This is a genomic window from Pseudomonas sp. AC247 (genome assembly GCF_979258015.1).
Genome location: NZ_OZ409829.1, coordinates 646,942 through 665,260 on the forward strand (window position 1 = coordinate 646,942; position 18,319 = coordinate 665,260).

Genomic DNA, 18,319 nt, shown 5'->3' on the forward strand with positions numbered 1-18,319 from the left:
GACGGATTCTATTTAAGGAGTCATAAATTGAGCGTTGAAGTGGCGAAGAATGCCCGAGAATTGCTTCTCAAGGAATACCGCGGAGTGCTGTCGACGCACTCCAAATCGATGCCCGGTTTTCCCTTTGGCTCCGTGGTGCCGTACTGCCTGGACGAGCAGGGCCGCCCGCTGATCCTGATCAGCCGCATCGCCCAGCACACCCACAACCTGCAGAAAGATCCGAAATGCTCGCTGTTGGTGGGTGAACGTGAAGCCGACGACGTGCAAGCCGTTGGTCGCCTGACCTATCTCGCCGAAGCGCAAAAGCTCGAAGACGCCGCGGCCATCGAGGCGGCTGCCGAGCGCTACTACCGCTATTTCCCTGACTCGCAGAATTACCACAAGGCCCACGATTTCGATTTCTGGGTGCTGACGCCGGTGCGTCATCGCTACATCGGCGGGTTCGGCGCGATTCACTGGGTCGATCAACTGACCCTGGCCAACCCGTTCGCCGGCAAGGCTGAGATCAGCATGGTCGAGCACATGAACAGCGACCACGCCAAAGCCATCGCGCATTACGTCGATCTTGCCGGTCTGCCGAAAACCGTGCCGGCGCAACTGGCCGGGATCGACACCGAAGGCATGCACCTGCGTATCGGTCAGGCGCTGTATTGGCTGCCGTTCCCAACGCCTTGTAATACGCCGACACAAGTGCGCGAAGCCTTGGTTTCTCTGGCTCACGCTGAGGTCTGGCCAAAAAATGCGACGGCCGAAGCTTGAATTCACGAAAGGGCGACGTCATCTAAGGCTTACTGCAAGGCATTTCTTGCGTTGAGGAAACTTTGATGCGCCCTTTTCTGTTGCTCTTTCTGCTGTTTCCGGTGCTGGAGCTGTTCGTATTCGTCAAAGTGGCAGGGTCTATCGGGTTTTTCCCGGCCCTGCTGCTGATCATTGTCGGCTCGATGTTCGGCGTGTTCGTGCTGCGCGTCGCCGGTCTCGCCACGGCCCTGCGTGCCCGTGAAAGCCTGAATCGCGGCGAACTGCCCGCGCAAACCATGCTTGAGGGCCTGATGCTGGCTCTGGCCGGTGGCCTGTTGATCCTGCCGGGCTTTATCAGCGACGTGGTCGGTCTGGTGATGTTGCTGCCATTCACCCGCCGCCTGCTGGCAAACAAAATGCGCCAGCGTGCCGAAGACCAGGCCATGCGCCAACGCGCCTTCGCCGACGACCTGCAACCCCGTGGCGGTCCTGCGCCGCGCGAGCCTCTGGGCCGCGAGGGTGATGTAATCGAAGGCGAGTTCGAACACCGCGACATCAAGTAACGGCGATATCGACACGGCACCTTCGGGTGCCGTGTTCATTTGTGGGCTGCTTTTATGACGAGCCTCGGTGAAATTTTTTTAGCCTCGCCCTTGTAATAAGCTTATGCGCCCTTATGTATCGGTCACCGAAAGGTTTCTGGCATTTGCGCCAGTCAGTCTTCCGCGACTCGCTTGACGAGCCGCAACCGGCGCAGGCCGGATTTGTTAAACCCGCCGGGAATACACCGGCCGATGAAAACCACAATTAGGAGAGATCGACAATGAAGCTTCGTCCTCTGCATGACCGCGTCGTAATCCGTCGCAGCGAAGAAGAAAAGAAAACCGCTGGCGGTATCGTCCTGCCAGGTTCGGCTGCTGAAAAAGCCAACCACGGTGTGATTCTCGCTGTAGGCCCGGGCAAAGCTCTGGAAAACGGCGAAGTGCGCGCACTGTCCGTTAAGGAAGGCGACAAGGTTGTGTTCGGTCCTTACTCCGGCAGCAACACTGTGAAAGTCGACGGCGAAGACCTGCTGGTAATGAGCGAGAACGAAATCCTCGCTGTTATCGAAGGCTGATACCCCCGTTCATTTTCCCGCTACTACAAAGTATTTAAGGAATATCGATCATGGCTGCTAAAGAAGTTCTGTTTGGCGATTCCGCCCGTAAAAAAATGCTCAAGGGCGTCAACGTCCTGGCTGACGCAGTAAAAGCGACCCTGGGCCCGAAAGGCCGTAACGTGATCATCGAGAAGAGCTTCGGCGCTCCGACCATCACCAAGGACGGCGTTTCTGTCGCTAAAGAAATCGAACTCGAAGACCGTTTCGAAAACATGGGCGCGCAGCTGGTCAAAGACGTTGCCTCCCGTGCCAACGATGACGCTGGTGACGGTACTACTACCGCTACCGTTCTGGCTCAGTCGATCGTCAACGAAGGCCTGAAAGCCGTCGCTGCCGGCATGAACCCGATGGATCTGAAGCGCGGTATCGACAAAGCGACCATCGCTATCGTCAAAGAGCTGAAGAACCTGTCCAAGCCATGCGCTGATACCAAGGCAATCGCTCAGGTAGGTACCATCTCGGCCAACTCCGACAACTCCATCGGCGACATCATTGCCGAAGCCATGGAAAAAGTCGGTAAAGAAGGCGTGATCACCGTTGAAGAAGGCACTGGCCTGGAAAACGAACTGTCGGTTGTAGAAGGCATGCAGTTCGACCGTGGCTACCTGTCCCCGTACTTCGTCAACAAGCCGGAAACCATGGTTGCCGAACTGGACAACCCACTGGTCCTGCTGGTCGACAAAAAGATCTCGAACATCCGCGAAATGCTGCCAGTGCTGGAAGCCGTTGCCAAAGCTGGCCGTCCACTGCTGATCGTTTCCGAAGACGTTGAAGGCGAAGCCTTGGCGACTCTGGTTGTGAACAACATGCGTGGCATCGTTAAAGTTGCAGCCGTCAAGGCTCCTGGCTTCGGCGACCGTCGCAAGGCCATGCTGCAGGACATCGCTGTTCTGACCGGCGGTACCGTTATCTCCGAAGAGATCGGCCTGAGCCTGGAAGCAGCCACCCTGGAAAACCTGGGCAGCGCCAAGCGCGTGACCATCTCCAAGGAAAACACCATCATCGTTGACGGTGCTGGCGTTGCTGGCGACATCGAATCGCGTATCGCTCAGATCCGCGCTCAGGTTGCCGAAACTTCCTCGGACTACGACCGTGAAAAACTGCAAGAGCGTCTGGCCAAGCTGTCCGGCGGCGTTGCAGTAATCAAGGTTGGCGCTGGTTCCGAAGTAGAAATGAAAGAGAAGAAAGCCCGCGTTGAAGACGCCCTGCACGCAACCCGTGCAGCCGTTGAAGAAGGCGTGGTACCTGGCGGTGGCGTTGCGCTGATCCGCGCTCTGCAAACCCTGAACGACCTGAAAGGCGACAACGCTGATCAGGACGTCGGTATCGCTGTTCTGCGTCGCGCTGTTGAAGCTCCGCTGCGTCAGATCGCTGCCAACAGCGGTGACGAGCCAAGCGTTGTGGTCAACGAAGTCAAGAACGGCACCGGTAACTTCGGTTACAACGCTGCGACTGGCGAATACGGCGACATGATCGAAATGGGCATCCTGGATCCAACCAAGGTGACTCGTTCCGCTCTGCAAGCGGCATCGTCGATCGGCGGTCTGATCCTGACCACCGAAGCTGCAGTAGCTGACGCGCCGAAGAAAGACGGCGGCGCTGGCGGCGGCATGCCAGACATGGGCGGCATGGGTGGCATGGGCGGCATGATGTAAGCCAGCCTTACCCCCGTAACGCAAAACCCCGCTGACGCGAGTCAGCGGGGTTTTTTATTGCCTGATTTTCAGCTTCACGCATAACCCATGTAGGAGTGAGCCTGCTCGCGATAGCGGTGTGTCAGTCGCAAATTATGTTGATTGACACACCGCTATCGCGAGCAGGCTCACTCCTACATTGGATTTGTGTGTCAGGCGTTCACCGGTTGTGCTTTGACGACTACCTCAGCCTTCACCGCCGGGCGATACAGCACCCAGTAATACGACCCCAGACAAATCAGCCAACAGAAAATCGCCGTCCACACGTTGTGCGAAAAGAAGTGTGCGCCCTGCATCATTCGGCTGATCGAAAACACCGAACCCAGCGCAAAGGCAAAGATAAACGCCTGTTTAGCCAAGCGCGGACGACGGTCGCGCAGCACAAAAAACAACGCAAACAAGGTGAACCCCGTAGCCGCATGCCCTCCCGGCCAGCAACGACCAGGCTTATCGGTCTGCGGACGATGTTCCATCAGCTTGCTATAAGTCTCATGGCCGCCAAACTGCTCAAGACTCCACGGACACTGCACGGCGGTCACGGCTTTCACCGGGGTGACAAACGAAGTCGCCAGCCCCAGCGACAACACCAGACAGCCCAATTCGCGCTTGAACGGTTTCAGTCGCTCAATGAAAAACGCCCCGACAAAACCGCAGATGGCGAACACCGAGAAGGCGATCACTACCTGTTTGGCGCGGTCATGCAGGATGTCTTCGAGGAAGTAACTGTGCCGTCCGATGAAATCCCCGGCGACAGGGTCGTAGAAAAGTCTGGCCAGATCCATGTCCAGATCGGTCAGTTCAAGCAACACCAGCACGATGGCCGCGACGGCGGGAATTCCCAGACACAGCCAAAAATTCAGTGGCCTGGGGACGGGGCGGGGAGAAGTCGACACCATGGGCAATTCCTTGGGCGGAAAACAGGTTCTGAGGAGCGCAACCGCGCGGAGTCTGCGCCCGTTGGCGTCGAGGATTCGTTAACCGAAAGTGAAAAAAACGTTGCGCCGAACAATGAACGTTTTTGTCGATAAACAACCCAACACACGCCTAGCCCTGAGCCACACTTGGCCGTAAGCTGCGCGGGCCAAGACGGCCGTTACCCCGTACGGAGGAGGTGCCCATGCGTATTCTGTTGGTCGAAGACAACCGCGACATCCTGGCCAATCTGGCCGATTACCTGGGCCTCAAGGGCTATACCGTCGACTGTGCGCAGGACGGTCTTTCGGGCCTGCACCTGGCGGCCACTGAGCATTACGATTTGATCGTGCTCGACATCATGCTGCCGGGGATCGACGGCTACACCCTGTGCAAGCGCCTGCGCGAAGATGCCCGTCGGGACACGCCGGTGATCATGCTCACCGCTCGCGATCAGCTCGACGATCGTTTGCAGGGCTTCAAGTCCGGTGCCGACGATTACCTGATCAAGCCGTTCGCCCTGTCCGAGCTCGCGGCGCGGGTCGAGGCGGTGATGCGCCGAGCCCAGGGCGGTGGCCGTCGCGCCTTGCAGGTCGCCGATCTGAGTTACGACCTCGATACCCTCGAAGTGACGCGCGAAGGCAAACTGCTCAAGCTCAACCCGGTTGGCCTCAAATTGCTGGCGGTGTTGATGCAGAAAAGCCCGCACGTCTTGCGCCGGGAAATTCTCGAAGAAGCGCTGTGGGGCGATGACTGCCCGGACAGTGACAGCCTGCGCAGCCACGTTCACCAGTTGCGTCAGGTAATCGACAAGCCGTTCGCCAAGCCACTGCTGCACACCGTGCATGGCGTGGGTTACCGCCTGGCCGATGCCTGATGGAGTTTAGACAGAGCCTTTCCCAGCGGATCATCATTGCCTTCGCACTGATGAGCGCACTGGTGGCCGGCGCCTTCGCCATGGGCATCGTCGCGACGGTACACCTGGTCGAGGAAAAACTGATTTCGGCTGGTCTGGGCGGTGATCTGCAGCGGCTGCTGCTGATGGACAACGTCTCGGACTGGAGCCATCGTCCCGAACCGGATCAGCTGTTCTATTTCAGCGGCGGACCGGGCGATTTCGAGCTGCCGAAAGATCTGCGCCATCTGGATTCCGGCTTCCACGAAGTTTTCCGCGAACAATTGTCGTATCACGCGATGGTCGAGATCGTCGACGGTCGTCGCTATGTACTGCTGCAGGATCAAAGCGATTTCGAAGAGCGTGAGCGCGTGCTGTTTGCCGTGGTGCTGGTGGGCTTCGTGCTCAGTCTGGCGCTGGCGGTATTCCTCGGCTGGGTGCTGGCGCGCAAAGTGATGGCGCCGGTGGTGCGTCTTGCGCGGCAAGTGCGCCATCGCGACCAGTTGCTCGGGCTGGCACCACCGCTGGCGCCGGATTACGCTGCTGATGAAGTCGGTGAGTTGGCGGTGGCCTTCGATGCCACGCTGGGACGTTTGCGTCAGGCGCTAACCCGCGAGCGCCTGTTTACCAGTGACGTCAGCCATGAACTGCGTACGCCGCTGATGGTGCTGGCAAGTTCCTGTGAGTTGTTGCTGGAAAACCCCGGCATCGACCAGCGCGGGCGTTCTCAGGTCGAGCGTATCGCACGTGCCAGCGAAGAGATGCGCGAGCTGGTGCAGACTTTCCTGATGCTCGCCCGCGCTCAACATGAAGACGCTGGCATGGCGCCTCAGCAGAACCTTGCCCAGGTGGCCGAAAGTCTGCTGTGTCTGTGGCGCGAGCCCATTCAAAGCAAAGGCCTGAAACTGATTTACGAACCGGGCACCCCGCTGGATACCCGTTATAACGCGACCCTGTTGAATGCGGTTATGGGCAACCTGTTGCGCAATGCATTGCATTACACCGAGCAGGGATTCATACGCCTGACACTCAATGCCCACGGGTTCGTGGTCGAGGATTCGGGCGTGGGCATTCCCGAAGAAAAGCGCGAGGCGATGTTCGAGCCATTTGTCCGTGGCAGTGAGAAACGCGGCGAGGGGTTGGGGCTGGGCTTGTCACTGGTCCAGCGCATCTGCGAGAACCAGGGCTGGACGGTGAACCTGAGCACCATGGAGCCCAATGGCTGTCGTTTTGAGGTTGATCTGGGCAAAGTCTGATACGCAGTGGTGGCATCCAGCCACTCCCGCCAACCTGTCTAAATCCTGTATAACCTTGAAATAGTTTGTGGGTTTACCGGACATTTTTTTCACAAATGGATGACCTGATGCTGACACGCCCCTGCTTAAGGTGGGGGCATCAGTAATTCAGGAGTCCTGGTGATGGCCGGTCCGATCAAACTCGATTTTTCCGAAAAGTACGACGACACGCATGCGCAGAAATATCTGCAAAAGCATCAAGCCAATCTCGGTCGTCGCTTGTCTCACTGGCGTGATGAACAACTGGCACGCAAGGCGCTGACATTGGCCGGTGAGCCGGGGCTGGTGCTGGATTTGCCGTGTGGTGCGGGTCGTTTCTGGCCACTGCTGGCGGAAAAACCGAACCGGGTGATCATCGGCGCGGACAACTCCGAGTCGATGATCAAGACCGCGATGCAGGCGCAACCGGCCGATGTGGTGAAACGGGTACAACCCTTGCACACCTCTGCGTTCGACATTGCCTTGCCTGATAACGCCGTCGACAGCATTTTCTGCATGCGTTTGCTCCATCACATCGGTGAAGCCGAGCATCGACGGGCCATTCTGCGTGAATTTGAGCGCGTCACCCGTGACAGCGTGATCATTTCGCTGTGGGTGGATGGCAATTTCAAGGCCTGGAAACGCAAGAAGGCCGAGGCCAAGCGTGGGCAGGAAGGTTACCAGAACCGTTTTGTGTTACCGGCTGTTACGGTTGAAAAAGAATTTGAAGAAGCAGGGTTCCGCATTCAGGAACAACTGGATTTCATCCCGCTCTATGCCATGTGGCGGGTCTACGTATTACGCAAGAGGTAGTGGGATGGCAGTGCAATTTGCAGCAGGAACGGACGTCGCTCCGCAGGATCGCTTTGACTATTACTGGAACCAGCAGGGTGAGTGGGTCGAAGAGCCCAACGTCCGCCGTGGTGGCGAAAGTGGTGTGCAACGAGTCATCGGACGTGACGGGCAACTGCTGTATGCCAAACGCCAGACTGGACACATTTACCGCAGCTGGCTGCACCCGTTTGGCCGCCCGACGGTATTGCGTGAGCTCGACGCGCTGACCGGCGTGAGCAAACTGGGAGTGCGCGTGCCGGAAATTGTTTTCTGCGGCGCGCAACCTGACCCGCAATACAAGTGGCGTGCGCTGCTGGTGACCAAGTCGCTGGACGGTTTTGACGAACTGGAAAAGTGGGAAGCGGCGGGTGGTCGTGCGCAATACGGCGAAGCCGTTTACGAGCGCGTACTTAAGGATCTCGCCGAAAATCTTGCGCGCATGCACAAGGGCCGTTGGCAGCACAGTTGCATCTATATCAAACACGTCTTTGTACGGGTGACGGGCGAGGGCGAGTCGGCCAAGGTCGAAGTGGCATTGATCGATCTGGAGAAGTGCCGCCAGCGTCTGACCGCCCATCGCGCGGCCGCCCATGACATGAAGCAATTGCGCCGCCATTCGTCGTTCAACGGCGCGGACTGGAAAAAACTCGTCTACTTTTATGAGACGGCGTTTGGCAGCGCTATCAAAGGTTTATAGCGATGAAACTAGAAATTGCACGAGGTTTGTTTTTGGTTGGAGCCTTGGCAGTTGCTTCATTGGCGGTGGCGGCTTGGGAGCAGCCCCGCATGCAAGTCATCGGTGCATCCACGACGGATGATCACTGCGCAGTACCACGGGTGGCCAAAGCCTCTGTGGCGAGCAAACCCGACCATGATTTGTTGCTGTTCATGTTCGGATTGTCTCAAGGGATGAGGCCACAAAGTTGAATCGATTGAAGCCCACATGAAAGGCCTCGCAGATGCGAGGCCTTTTTTGTTCCCCTGTAGGAGCTGCCGCAGGCTGCGATCTTTTGATTTTGTTTTTACAGTTCAGATCAAAAGATCGCAGCCTGCGGCAGCTCCTACAGGGGTCAGGCTTTGTCGGGTTTTGCCAGCAGGGTGTAAATGCATGGGAGGACGAACAGGGTAAATAAGGTACCGATCGACATCCCCGTCGCAATCACCATGCCGATATCAAAGCGGCTCACGGCCCCGGCACCGGTAGCCAGAATCAGCGGCACCATGCCGAACACCATCGCTGCGGTGGTCATCAGCACCGGCCGCAAACGAATCGCCGCCGCTTCCTCCACCGCCTCGCGCGCGCTCAGGCCTTTGTCCTTGCGCAGTTGATTGGCGAATTCGACGATCAGGATCCCGTGCTTGCTGATCAGCCCGATCAGCGTCACCAGCCCGACCTGGGTGTAGATGTTCATGCTCGACCAGCCAAGGAACAGCGGAATCAGCGCCCCGCAGATCGACAGCGGTACCGTCACCAGAATTACCAGCGGATCGCGGAAGCTCTCGAACTGCGCCGCCAGCACCAGAAAAATGATCGCCAACGCCAAAGCAAACGTCACCCACAGGGCGCTGCCTTCCTGGACGAACTGCCGTGAGGCGCCGCCGTAGTCGAAAGCAAAACCGGCCGGTGCTTCTTCGCGGGCGATCTGCAACACCGTGTCGATGGCTTCGCCCATGCTCACCAGCGGAAACCCGGAAATCTTCGCCGCGTTGAGTTGCTGGAACTGGTTGAGCTGGCGCGGCCGGGCACGGTCGCTGACCTTGATCAGCGTCGACAGCGGCAGCAATTCGCCCTGGGTGTTTTTCACGTAGTAATTGTTCAGCCAGTCCGGGTTGTCGCGGTACGGACGTTCGACCTGGGCGATGACCTTGTAGCTGCGCCCTTCAATGGTGAAGCGATTGATTTCTGCCTCGCCGAGCAGCGTTGCCAGCGTGCTGCCCAGATCGAGCATCGACACGCCCATCTGCGCCGCTTTGGCGCGGTCGATATCGACCACCACTTCCGGTTTGTCGAACGCCAGGTCGAGGTCGACGAAGGCGAACTTGCCCGATTCCATCGCGCGCTTCTTGATCCGGTCAGCGACTTGCAGCAGTAGCTCGTAATCGTTGGCCGTGTTGATGACGAATTCGAATGGCAAGCCTTCGCCGGTGCCGGGCAGGGAGGGCAGATTGAAACCGAAAATCTGCAATCCCGGGATCGCACCCAGTTTGCCTTGCACCTCGGGGAGGATCTGCATCTGCGTGCGGCTGCGCTCGTTCCACGGCTTGAGCAGGAAGCCGCCGATGCCGGCCTGCACACCGTTGTAGCCGTTGATCTGGAACGAGGAGTAGTACTCCGGGAATTCCTTGAAGATCTTGATGAACTCGTCGGTGTAGGTGCTCAGGTAATCGAGGTTGGTTGGCTGCGGGGCGGTGGCCATCATGAAAATGATGCCCTGATCCTCGTCCGGCGCCAGTTCAGATTTGGTGAACTTGAGGAACACTGGAATCAGGCACAGTACGATCACTGCAAACACCAGCACCACCGGGCGCGTATTCAGTGTGCCGTGCAGCGTGCTTTGATAGCGGCGCTTGAGGCCGTCGAAGAGGCGGTCGAGGCGATGAGCGAGGCCGCTGGGGTTCTGTTCGTGGCGCAGCAGATAAGCGCACATCATTGGCGACAGGGTCAGGGCGACGACCCCGGAAATCACCACAGCCCCGGCCAGCGTCAGCGCGAACTCCTTGAACAGCGCCCCGGTCAGTCCGGTGAGAAAGCCGATCGGCGCATACACCGCCGCCAGCGTGATGGTCATCGACACCACCGGCATGGCGATTTCTCGGGCGCCTTCAAGGGCGGCGTCAAACGGTGTTTTGCCTTCTTCGATGTGCCGATGAATGTTCTCCACCACGACAATCGCATCGTCCACCACCAGGCCGATGGCCAACACCATCGCCAGCAACGTCAGCAGGTTGATCGAGTAGCCCATCATCTGCATGAAGAACATCACGCCGATCATCGACAGCGGAATGGTCACCACCGGGATCACCACCGAGCGCAACGCGCCAAGGAACAGGAACACCACGACGATGACGATCAGCACCGCTTCGAACAGGGTTTTTACCACTTCGTCGATGGACGCCTGAATGAACAGCGTGGCGTCGTAAGCAATCTCGCTCTTGAGGTTCGGCGGCAGCTGCGCTTCCAGCTCCGGCATGATCTTGCGCACTTCCTTGATCACGTCCAGCGGGTTGGCGCCCGGTGTCGCCTTGATGCCGATGTACACCGATGGCGTGCCGCCGAACGAGCTGATCGAGTCGTAGTTTTCCGCGCCCATTTCCACCCGCGCGACATCGCTGAGCAGCACGCGGCTGTCGCCACTGACCTTGAGCGGAATGGCGGCGAAGGCTTCGGCGGATTTCAGCTCGGTGTTGGCGTTGATGCTGGTCACCACGTACTCGCCTTTCACTTCGCCGGCGGCGGAGAGGAAGTTGTACTGACGCACAGCGTTGGTCACGTCGGCGGCGCTGAGGCCGAAACCGGCAAGTTTTATCGGGTCGAGCCACAGGCGCATGGCGAACACCTGATTGCCGAGAATCTCCGCTTCAGCCATGCCCGGCAGGGTCGCCAGTTTTGGCTGGATCACCCGCGACAGGTAGTCGGTGATCTGCGGGTTGCTCAAGTCCTTGCTGAAGAAGCTGATGTACATCAGTGCCGAAGCGTCGGCGGATTCCTTGCTCAGCACCGGGTCTTCGGCATCCTGCGGCAGCTGGTTTTTGACTTCGTTGGCCTTGGCCAGCAGCTCGGTGAACAAGCGGTCGGTGTTGGCGCCGATGCGTGCGTAGATCGAGATCGTCGAGAAGTTCTGGCGACTGACCGAGGTCATGTAGTCGATGCCCTCGGCGCTGGCCAGGCTCTGCTGCATCGGTTGGGTGATGTAGCCCTGAATGGTTTCGGCGTTGGCCCCGGGGTAGGCGGTGGTCACCGTGATCAGGGCGTTTTCCATTTGCGGGTATTGGCGCAGCGGCAACTTGCTCCAGGCCTGAAAGCCGAGCAGCACAATCAGCAGGCTGACCACGGTGGCGAGCACCGGGCGGCGGATGAACGGATCAGTAAAAGCCATGGGTTTTCCTTGATCAGTCGGCGCGGGGCGGACTGTTCTGCTCGCCGAGGGTCTTGTCGTCGCTGATGGCGATGTGCGCGCCGTTGTCCAGTTTGATCTGGCCAGCCGTCACCACTTGTTCGCCGTTCTGCACGCCCTTGTTGATCATCACCAGGCCATCGCGGCGTTCACCGGTTTCGATGAAGCGGCGTTCGGCGATCAGTACGGGTTGGCCCTTGTCGTCTTTTTCGACGCTGCCGTCTTCGGCCTTTTTCTGCCCGACCACGTAGATCGAGTTGCCGTAGAGGGTGTAGGTGATCGCGCTCTCCGGCACGACGATGTGTTTCTGCGGATCGGGCAGCAGCACTTCGAGGCTGGTAAACATGCCGGGCAACAGTTTGCCGTCGGGGTTGGCCAAGGTGGCGCGGATCAGGATGTTGCGCGTAGTGCTTTCGACGATCGGGTTGATTGCGCTGATCTTGCCGGCGAAGTTTTGCCCCGGATAAGCCGAGATCGAGATTTGCACCGGTTGGCCGATGGCCAGTTTTGGCACCGATTGTTCGGGCAGGTAGAAGTCGGCGTAGAGGCTGCTCAAATCCTGCAACGTAGCGATTTTGGTGCCGCTGGCGAGGTAGTCGCCGACGTCGACCTGACGGATGCCGATGGTGCCGCTGAACGGCGCGAGAATGCGTTTTTTCGCCAGCGAGGCGTTGAGCTGATTGACCGTGGCTTTGTTCTTTTGCAGCACGGCGGAGAGGCGGTCGAATTCGCCTTTGGAGATGGCGCGGCTGTCGACCAGTTGCGCGCCACGGCCGAAGTCCAGTTGCGCCAGACCCAAGTCTGCCTTGGCGGTTTCCAGCAGGGCGGTTTCGACGGCGCTGTCGAGTTGCAGCAACGGTTGCCCGGCTTTGACCTTCTGTCCGGATTCGAACTTGAGTTCAGTGACCGTGCCGGCGACTTCCAGACTCAGCTCGACGCCTTGCAATGCCTTGAGCGTGCCGACGGTGGGCAAGCGCATCTGCCACGGCCGTTCGCTGGCGTTGGCCACGGCGACGCTGATCGGCGGTTTCGGCTTGGAAAAGCCCTGGATCATCGTGTAGATCGAAAAGGCTTTGTACCCGCCCAGCACCAGGACGATCAGCAACACAACACCCAACATGATCAGCATGCGGCGACGCAGCATATTTCCAGTTCCTTGGATAAATCAGGTGAGACAGGCCCGAACATTACTCCGAGAAAGGCAGGTAATCCAACTGCCACTTTTTACACATGAGACGACATGACCCCCTGTGGCGAGGGGATTTATCCCCGTTGGGTGGCGAAGCCGCCCCAAAACCTGTGAACGCGGTCTGTCTGTTAAACCGTGTCGGATGGTTTTGCGACTGCTGCGCAGCCGAACGGGGATAAATCCCCTCGCCACAGGGGCGCGTTAATTTTAACTATGGGTATCAGGCCATCAGGTGCAGATGGTTGTCCCAGAGCCCTGCCGGCAGTTCCAGCGGTTTGGCCAGCAGTTCATCCTGACGGCAATCGTAGTAGCGGCAGCGGCCCTGACCGGAGGTCACGACAAAACCGTCCTGCACCGCACCGACACCTGCGCAATCCGGCAGCGGCGCATCAAGGCGAACTTCGCCGCTGTCCAGGTCCCAGATAAAGAAGCGATTACCACGCGGCGCCGTCAGTGCGACCAGACGCAACTCACTGTGCACCGCAACACTGGCGGTGTAGTGCCCCATCGACTGCAACTGATGCTCCGGCACCGGGAACGCCACGAACGGCTGCCCCGGACGCTTGATCGCCAGCAGTTCCGAACGCTCGTGCGATGCGCCCATGAATTGCTGACCGGCAACGATGGTGCCGTCACTGGCAATGCCCAAATGGCGCACGCTGTTCATCTGCTGGGCGAGGGTTTCCTTGCTCAGCAACGTACCGTCGCGCTGCATCAGCACCAGGCTCGGTTCCATGGCGCTGAGGTTCATGTCGACGCGACTTTCCGCCTCGGTACGAATCCCGCCGTTGGCCACCACCAGCGTCTCGCCATCGGGCATCCATGACACCTGATGCGGGCCGAGGCCGTGGGTGGAAATCTCGCCGCTGTGTACCAGCCGCTCGCCTTCGAACTTGTACACGCCGAGCAATCCACGGCCAGGGTCGGTGGTGTCGTTCTCAGTGGCGTACAGGTACTCGCCGTCCTTGTGCACCACGGCGTGGCCGTAGAAGTGCCGGTTCGGCTGCGAGGTCAGCGTCTGCAGCAACTTGCCGTCGCGCAGGTCGATCAGGTAACTCTCGGTGCCCGGACGCCGCGCGACGAACAGCGCAATCGGCTGCGTCGGGTGGTTGATGATGTCGTGGCAACGCTGGCCGACTTCGGTGGCGAACACGCGCGTGCCGTCCAGCCGATAACCGACGGCGTAGTGCTTGCCGTCGGTGTCATCGCGCGCCGACAACAGCAGCGGGCTCTGATCCTTGCGTTTGAACAGCGTCCAGCCGCCCAGTGTCACTGCTCCCAGCAGCGTACTAGCTAAAGTCAGAGCCTGGCGTCGCAGCATGGCACTTGTCCTCATCAGTCACCGTCGTTGGCGTTGAAGCCCAGTTGGATGCCCAGCGCCTTGGCCAGTTCGCCTTCGTGCAGGCGATGGACGACGTTGAGGCTGTCGTAGATGTCGTTGAGTTGCTGACGACCGGCGTCGTCTTCGAGCATTTCGCCGAGCGAGCGCTGAGTGCTGTCGAACAGTTTCAGTGAGGCGGCGTAAGCAGCGTCGATCTTGTCGGCCAACGGCTTTTGCTCAGCCGGCAACAGCCCGCGCAGGCCTTTGTTGTCGACGCCTTCCCACACGGTTTTGGCGGCGGCCAGGCTGGCTTCCAGCGCGGTCATCGACGACTGGCTGCGCCATGCATCGGCCTGGAACGGCTGTGGCACGCCCTTGCTCTGGCGGCCCATTGGCGTGCCGAGTTTTTTCTTCAGGGTGTCCAGCGCGGTGACTTGCACGCGCAGCAGATCGGCGATCGCTTCGTGGGAGTCGGCGTAGCGCTGGTTAGGGAACTTGGTCATCTGCGCGAGCATGCCGTCGGTGTTGTTCCAGTTCTGCAGAATCTCTTCGGCCAGTTGCTTCTGACGCTCGCCGATGGCGATCAGCAGTGGGCAGTACTTGGCTTTCTGCTCGGCGTTGGCGACGTCAGGCTTGGCGTCGAACAGGATGTATTCGTAGGCCGACAGGCCCTGAACGACAACGCTCGATTTGGCCAGTGCGGCGGCATCGATCTGCGGCTGGGCGACAACCAGTTGCTCCACCTGACGACCGACAAGGTTCTTCTTGTCCGGCCAGAACTGTACTTGCCAGGCGCGGTTGCCCTCGGCCAGCGGGCCGATCAGCAGCGGTTGCAACTCGGCCCAGGCTTTCTGCGCGTGCAGGAAGTCGGCGCGGGCGGTCTCCAGGGTTTCTTTGCCCTGGCAGTAGGCGAGGGCGCTGACCGCCAGTTGCTTGTCGGCTTCGACCCAACGGGTGTAGGTCGGCAGGATCACCGATTTGGCGATGGCTGCCGAGGTGACCGCTTGCGGATCCTGCGGTGAGCAGGCGCCGAGGGCGAGCGCGGCAAGGCTGGTGAACAGTAGCTTGGGACGGAACATGTCGGGCTCCCGATTCTTTTATCAGTGTTTAAAGTGAGTTCAGAAACGCCAGCAGCGCGGCACGCTGCTCGGCATTGAAAGATAAAACCTGTTGCTGCGCCGCCGTCGCTTCGCCGCCGTGCCAGAGCACCGCTTCGAGCAGATTGCGCGCGCGACCGTCGTGCAAAAACTGCGTGTGGCCGCTGACCGCTTGCGTCAGGCCAATCCCCCACAACGGCGGTGTGCGCCAGTCGCGGCCGGAGGCCTGGAACTCTGTGCGGTTGTCGGCCAGACCGTCGCCCATGTCATGCAGCAGCAGATCGCTGTACGGGCGAATCACTTGATTGGCCAGTTCAGGTTCGGCGGCGTTGGCGGCGGTGGTGTATTTCGGGGTGTGGCACGAATCGCAACCGGCCTGGAAAAACAGGTTCTTGCCGGCGATGACGTCTGCATCGTTAACGCCACGGCGTGCCGGCACAGCGAGGTTGCGGCTGTAGAACAGCACCAGACGCAAAATGTTGTCGCTGACTTCCGGCCCGCCGTCCGGCCCATTGCCGTTCGGCGCCTGTTTGCAGGCGGTTTGCGCGTCGGTGCAATCATCGAACGGTCTCAGGCTGGTCGTCAGGCCCATATCACCGGAAAACGCGTGAACATTTTGTTGATTGAGGTTCGGTTGCCCGGCTTTCCAGCCAAATCTGCCCATGACGGTTTTCTGTAACGCGTCATCCCAGACCTGATTGGGCCGGCCATTGATACCGTTTTTCGCTTTGGCCTGTGCGGCGGCGTTGGCGAGGATCGCTTCCTCAGGGATCGCTTCAAGCAGGCCGAGGCCAATCATCGGCGGCGCGACGCGTGCGGAAAAACGTGTGTCGGGATGCATCGGGCCGTAACCCAGTTGGGTGATCTGCAACACCGGCTTGCGCAACTCGACTTCGGTGCCGTCTTTGAACCGCACAGGCACCGGGATGTAGTCGACGCGCACCTTACCTTCCGGGGCAACTCCCGGTACGGACATGTCCTGGAACTGGCCACCGTAGACGGGCTCTGGCACCACGCCGACCTGCTCGATGAGCCGGGCATATTCCGGTGCGTCGGGAATCGACAATCGAACCAGCATAGACACTGCGTTGGCCGCGTCCGGCGTTGGCGGATGACCGCGACCGTCCTTGATGTGGCAGTTCTGGCAGGCGTTGGTGTTGAACAACGGGCCGAGGCCATCGCGCGCGGTGGTGGTCGACGGCGCGATCACCCACGGGCTGCGAAAGAAGCTGTTGCCGACACTGAAATCCACCCGCCGCGACGGTGGCAGGTTCGCCGAGGGCAGGGAGAACGCATTCTGATCCGTCTTGCGCACGGTCGCCGCACCGCCGGAACGCGCTTCACCGGGCTCGGCCTTGGTGAAACGCGAGGCGTCATCGCAGGCACTCAGGCCCAGGGCCAGCAACAGTGCGGACAAGCGAAGAGGCAGCGAGGGCATCAGACATCCTGCGGACGGGCAAAATAAAGGCGCAAAGTCTAACAGGGCGAGGGGGTTTGAATAAGAGGAATTATCGTTTGCTTGATACAGCGCAAATGCAAAACCCCTGTAGGAGCTGCCGAAGGCTGCGATCTTTTGATCTTGCTTCTAATAGACAGATCAAAAGATCGCAGCCTTCGGCAGCTCCTACATGGGGCCGTGTACGGCAGGGATGAAAAAGGCGACCCTAAGGTCGCCTTTTTTGACGCGGACGCGTTTGATCAGAACTCGTGATCAGCGTTGTCCGGGTTCAGGTCGCTGATGCCCAGTTTGCCGGCAGCGGCTTCGATCGAACCGGTCTGCTTGACCAGCGAGGCGATCGCGTCGCGAACGATCTGGTTGCCAGCGGTGTTGCCGGCAGCGATCAACTGGTCGTAGTGCTCACCCTTGTTGGCGTGATCGACCATGACCTGAATCTTCGCTTCTGTCGCAGCCAGATCGGCTTTCAGCGCGGTGTCGGCCGCCGGATCAGCCTTGGCCACCAGCGACGACAGGCTGGCGCCGGTCATTTTGGTGCCGTCAACACGGGTGTACTCGCCCAGATAGACGTTACGAATGCCTTTGGCATCGTAGAAGTGCGAGTAGTGCGTGTTGTCGCTGAAGCAGTCCTGCTCGTCTTCAGGGGAGTTGGCTTCCAGGGAAACCTTCATGCGCTCGCCCGCCAGTTCGCCCAGGGACAGGCTGCCCATGCCGAAGAGCATTTTGCGCAGACCGGTTTCGCCCGGCTCGGCTTCCAGGGTGGCGCGGTAGTTGTCAGCCACGTTCGGCTTCCAGTTGCCGACCATTTCTTCCAGGTCGCTGACCAGCAGTTGGGTCACGGACTTCAGGTAGGCACGACGACGATCGTTGTGACCGCCAGTGGCGCCGGCGCCTTCCAGGTAGTCGGAGGCAGGACGGTTGCCAGCGCCAGGGCCGGTGCCGTTCAGATCCTGGCCCCACAGCAGGAATTCGATGGCGTGGTAGCCGGTGGCGACGTTGGCTTCGGAGCCGCCCAGCTCGTTGAGGCTGGCGAGTTTTTCCGGGGTGATGTCTTTGACGTCGACCTTGTCTTCGCCGACCTGAACTTCGGTGTTGGCGATGATGTTGGCGGTAGCGCCCGGGTTACCCAGTGCGTGCTCGTAGGATTTGTCGACGTAGTCGATCAGGCCTTCGTCCAGAGGCCAGGCGTTAACCTGACCTTCCCAATCGTCGATGATGGTGTTGCCGAAGCGGAACACTTCGCTCTGCAGGTACGGAACGCGCGCAGCAACCCAGGCAGCCTTGGCGGCTTTCAGGGTGTCGGCGTTCGGCTTGGCAAGGAATGCGTCGACGGCGGTCTGCAGGGTTTTCGCGGTGGATTCGGCATCGCTGTAAACCGCGAAGACCATGTCGGCGTAGTGCGCGACCACAGCCTTGGCGGCCGCTTCATCGACTTTACCGGCAGCGGCAGGCGCAGCCGCAGGAGCGGTGGTGCTGGCGGCTGGAGTCGGCGCGGCCGGAGCGGCGGCCTTGTCTTTGCCTTCGCCGCAACCGGCGAGGGAAATAGCGATGGCCAGCAGACTGGCGGTAGCCAGAGGCATACGAATCATGGCGAACATCCTGCTTCGGTGGTTTATAGGACAGGCGCGGGGGTGC

Annotated in this window: 16 protein-coding genes; 9 read left to right on the top strand and 7 right to left on the bottom strand. The window is 59.7% G+C overall.

All coding sequences use genetic code 11. The annotated features are described in order from the left end of the window. Positions 1-27 precede the first annotated feature (27 nt). The 4 genes from ACZZ0B_RS03095 (at position 28) to groL (ending at position 3,552) form a co-directional block, all read left to right on the top strand. Positions 28-759, top strand: coding sequence for a HugZ family pyridoxamine 5'-phosphate oxidase (locus tag ACZZ0B_RS03095; RefSeq protein ID WP_463544351.1), 732 nt, complete (start codon positions 28-30; stop codon positions 757-759). Positions 760-824: 65 nt separating this feature from the next. Then, the gene (locus ACZZ0B_RS03100; RefSeq protein WP_008079382.1) at positions 825-1,301 is read left to right on the top strand and encodes an FxsA family protein; all 477 of its coding nucleotides are present in this window, start codon (positions 825-827) and stop codon (positions 1,299-1,301) included. A gap of 260 nt (positions 1,302-1,561) precedes the next feature. Then, positions 1,562-1,855, top strand: coding sequence for a co-chaperone GroES (locus ACZZ0B_RS03105; RefSeq protein ID WP_007916610.1), 294 nt, complete (start codon positions 1,562-1,564; stop codon positions 1,853-1,855). Positions 1,856-1,905: 50 nt separating this feature from the next. Beyond that, on the top strand, positions 1,906-3,552 hold the full coding sequence (gene groL, locus ACZZ0B_RS03110) for a chaperonin GroEL (protein ID WP_008079375.1): 1,647 nt from the start codon (positions 1,906-1,908) through the stop codon (positions 3,550-3,552). Between the two features lie 191 nt (positions 3,553-3,743). Here the strand turns inward: groL and ACZZ0B_RS03115 are convergent, their stop codons facing one another. Beyond that, entirely contained in the window at positions 3,744-4,487 is a 744-nt protein-coding gene (locus tag ACZZ0B_RS03115) for a phosphatase PAP2 family protein (RefSeq protein ID WP_463544352.1), read from the bottom strand. Between the two features lie 221 nt (positions 4,488-4,708). Between ACZZ0B_RS03115 and colR the strand changes: the two genes are divergently transcribed. The 5 genes from colR to ACZZ0B_RS03140 all read left to right on the top strand — a co-directional run bounded on the left by colR (position 4,709) and on the right by ACZZ0B_RS03140 (position 8,433). Continuing rightward, positions 4,709-5,380 carry a two-component system response regulator ColR gene (gene colR, locus ACZZ0B_RS03120; protein WP_126365982.1) on the top strand — a complete coding sequence of 224 codons (672 nt, stop codon included), beginning with the start codon at positions 4,709-4,711 and terminating at the stop codon, positions 5,378-5,380. Next, positions 5,380-6,654, top strand: coding sequence for a sensor histidine kinase (locus tag ACZZ0B_RS03125; protein ID WP_463544353.1), 1,275 nt, complete (start codon positions 5,380-5,382; stop codon positions 6,652-6,654). The genes colR and ACZZ0B_RS03125 overlap by 1 nt, the downstream gene beginning before the upstream one ends. 162 nt (positions 6,655-6,816) lie before the next feature. Continuing rightward, a complete protein-coding gene (locus ACZZ0B_RS03130) occupies positions 6,817-7,485 on the top strand; it encodes a class I SAM-dependent methyltransferase (protein WP_008079371.1) in 669 nt (222 codons plus the stop codon). A 4-nt stretch (positions 7,486-7,489) separates the two neighbouring features. Beyond that, positions 7,490-8,203 (top strand): lipopolysaccharide kinase InaA family protein, encoded by a 714-nt coding sequence (locus ACZZ0B_RS03135; protein WP_008079370.1) that lies wholly within the window; start codon positions 7,490-7,492, stop codon positions 8,201-8,203. Positions 8,204-8,205: 2 nt separating this feature from the next. Continuing rightward, on the top strand, positions 8,206-8,433 hold the full coding sequence (locus tag ACZZ0B_RS03140; protein WP_045123044.1) for a hypothetical protein: 228 nt from the start codon (positions 8,206-8,208) through the stop codon (positions 8,431-8,433). A gap of 143 nt (positions 8,434-8,576) precedes the next feature. On the opposite strand, the gene ACZZ0B_RS03145 is transcribed toward ACZZ0B_RS03140, so the two are convergent. From ACZZ0B_RS03145 to ACZZ0B_RS03170, 6 genes are all read right to left on the bottom strand, one after another. Further along, positions 8,577-11,603, bottom strand: coding sequence for a multidrug efflux RND transporter permease subunit (locus ACZZ0B_RS03145; RefSeq protein WP_463544354.1), 3,027 nt, complete (start codon positions 11,601-11,603; stop codon positions 8,577-8,579). 13 nt (positions 11,604-11,616) lie between these two features. Further along, positions 11,617-12,765, bottom strand: a complete 1,149-nt coding sequence (locus tag ACZZ0B_RS03150; RefSeq protein ID WP_463544355.1) for an efflux RND transporter periplasmic adaptor subunit — start codon at positions 12,763-12,765, stop codon at positions 11,617-11,619. Positions 12,766-13,030: 265 nt separating this feature from the next. After that, entirely contained in the window at positions 13,031-14,131 is a 1,101-nt protein-coding gene (locus tag ACZZ0B_RS03155; protein WP_440094554.1) for a DUF1513 domain-containing protein, read from the bottom strand. Between the two features lie 14 nt (positions 14,132-14,145). Then, entirely contained in the window at positions 14,146-15,210 is a 1,065-nt protein-coding gene (locus ACZZ0B_RS03160; protein WP_400650546.1) for an imelysin family protein, read from the bottom strand. Between the two features lie 28 nt (positions 15,211-15,238). Next, positions 15,239-16,666 (bottom strand): di-heme oxidoreductase family protein, encoded by a 1,428-nt coding sequence (locus ACZZ0B_RS03165; protein ID WP_463544356.1) that lies wholly within the window; start codon positions 16,664-16,666, stop codon positions 15,239-15,241. Between the two features lie 260 nt (positions 16,667-16,926). Beyond that, entirely contained in the window at positions 16,927-18,273 is a 1,347-nt protein-coding gene (locus tag ACZZ0B_RS03170) for an imelysin family protein (RefSeq protein ID WP_008085485.1), read from the bottom strand. Positions 18,274-18,319: the final 46 nt, after the last annotated feature.

Excerpts from the sequence above, each read along its gene's own strand:
- ACZZ0B_RS03100 (WP_008079382.1), top strand. The coding sequence starts at position 825 with ATGCGCCCTTTTCTGTTGCTCTTTCTGCTGTTTCCGGTGCTGGAGCTG.
- ACZZ0B_RS03105 (WP_007916610.1), top strand. The coding sequence starts at position 1,562 with ATGAAGCTTCGTCCTCTGCATGACCGCGTCGTAATCCGTCGCAGCGAA.
- groL (WP_008079375.1), top strand. The coding sequence starts at position 1,906 with ATGGCTGCTAAAGAAGTTCTGTTTGGCGATTCCGCCCGTAAAAAAATG.
- ACZZ0B_RS03115 (WP_463544352.1), bottom strand. The coding sequence starts at position 4,487 with ATGGTGTCGACTTCTCCCCGCCCCGTCCCCAGGCCACTGAATTTTTGG.
- colR (WP_126365982.1), top strand. The coding sequence starts at position 4,709 with ATGCGTATTCTGTTGGTCGAAGACAACCGCGACATCCTGGCCAATCTG.
- ACZZ0B_RS03125 (WP_463544353.1), top strand. The coding sequence starts at position 5,380 with ATGGAGTTTAGACAGAGCCTTTCCCAGCGGATCATCATTGCCTTCGCA.
- ACZZ0B_RS03130 (WP_008079371.1), top strand. The coding sequence starts at position 6,817 with ATGGCCGGTCCGATCAAACTCGATTTTTCCGAAAAGTACGACGACACG.
- ACZZ0B_RS03135 (WP_008079370.1), top strand. The coding sequence starts at position 7,490 with ATGGCAGTGCAATTTGCAGCAGGAACGGACGTCGCTCCGCAGGATCGC.
- ACZZ0B_RS03140 (WP_045123044.1), top strand. The coding sequence starts at position 8,206 with ATGAAACTAGAAATTGCACGAGGTTTGTTTTTGGTTGGAGCCTTGGCA.
- ACZZ0B_RS03145 (WP_463544354.1), bottom strand. The coding sequence starts at position 11,603 with ATGGCTTTTACTGATCCGTTCATCCGCCGCCCGGTGCTCGCCACCGTG.
- ACZZ0B_RS03150 (WP_463544355.1), bottom strand. The coding sequence starts at position 12,765 with ATGCTGCGTCGCCGCATGCTGATCATGTTGGGTGTTGTGTTGCTGATC.
- ACZZ0B_RS03155 (WP_440094554.1), bottom strand. The coding sequence starts at position 14,131 with ATGCTGCGACGCCAGGCTCTGACTTTAGCTAGTACGCTGCTGGGAGCA.
- ACZZ0B_RS03160 (WP_400650546.1), bottom strand. The coding sequence starts at position 15,210 with ATGTTCCGTCCCAAGCTACTGTTCACCAGCCTTGCCGCGCTCGCCCTC.
- ACZZ0B_RS03165 (WP_463544356.1), bottom strand. The coding sequence starts at position 16,666 with ATGCCCTCGCTGCCTCTTCGCTTGTCCGCACTGTTGCTGGCCCTGGGC.
- ACZZ0B_RS03170 (WP_008085485.1), bottom strand. The coding sequence starts at position 18,273 with ATGATTCGTATGCCTCTGGCTACCGCCAGTCTGCTGGCCATCGCTATT.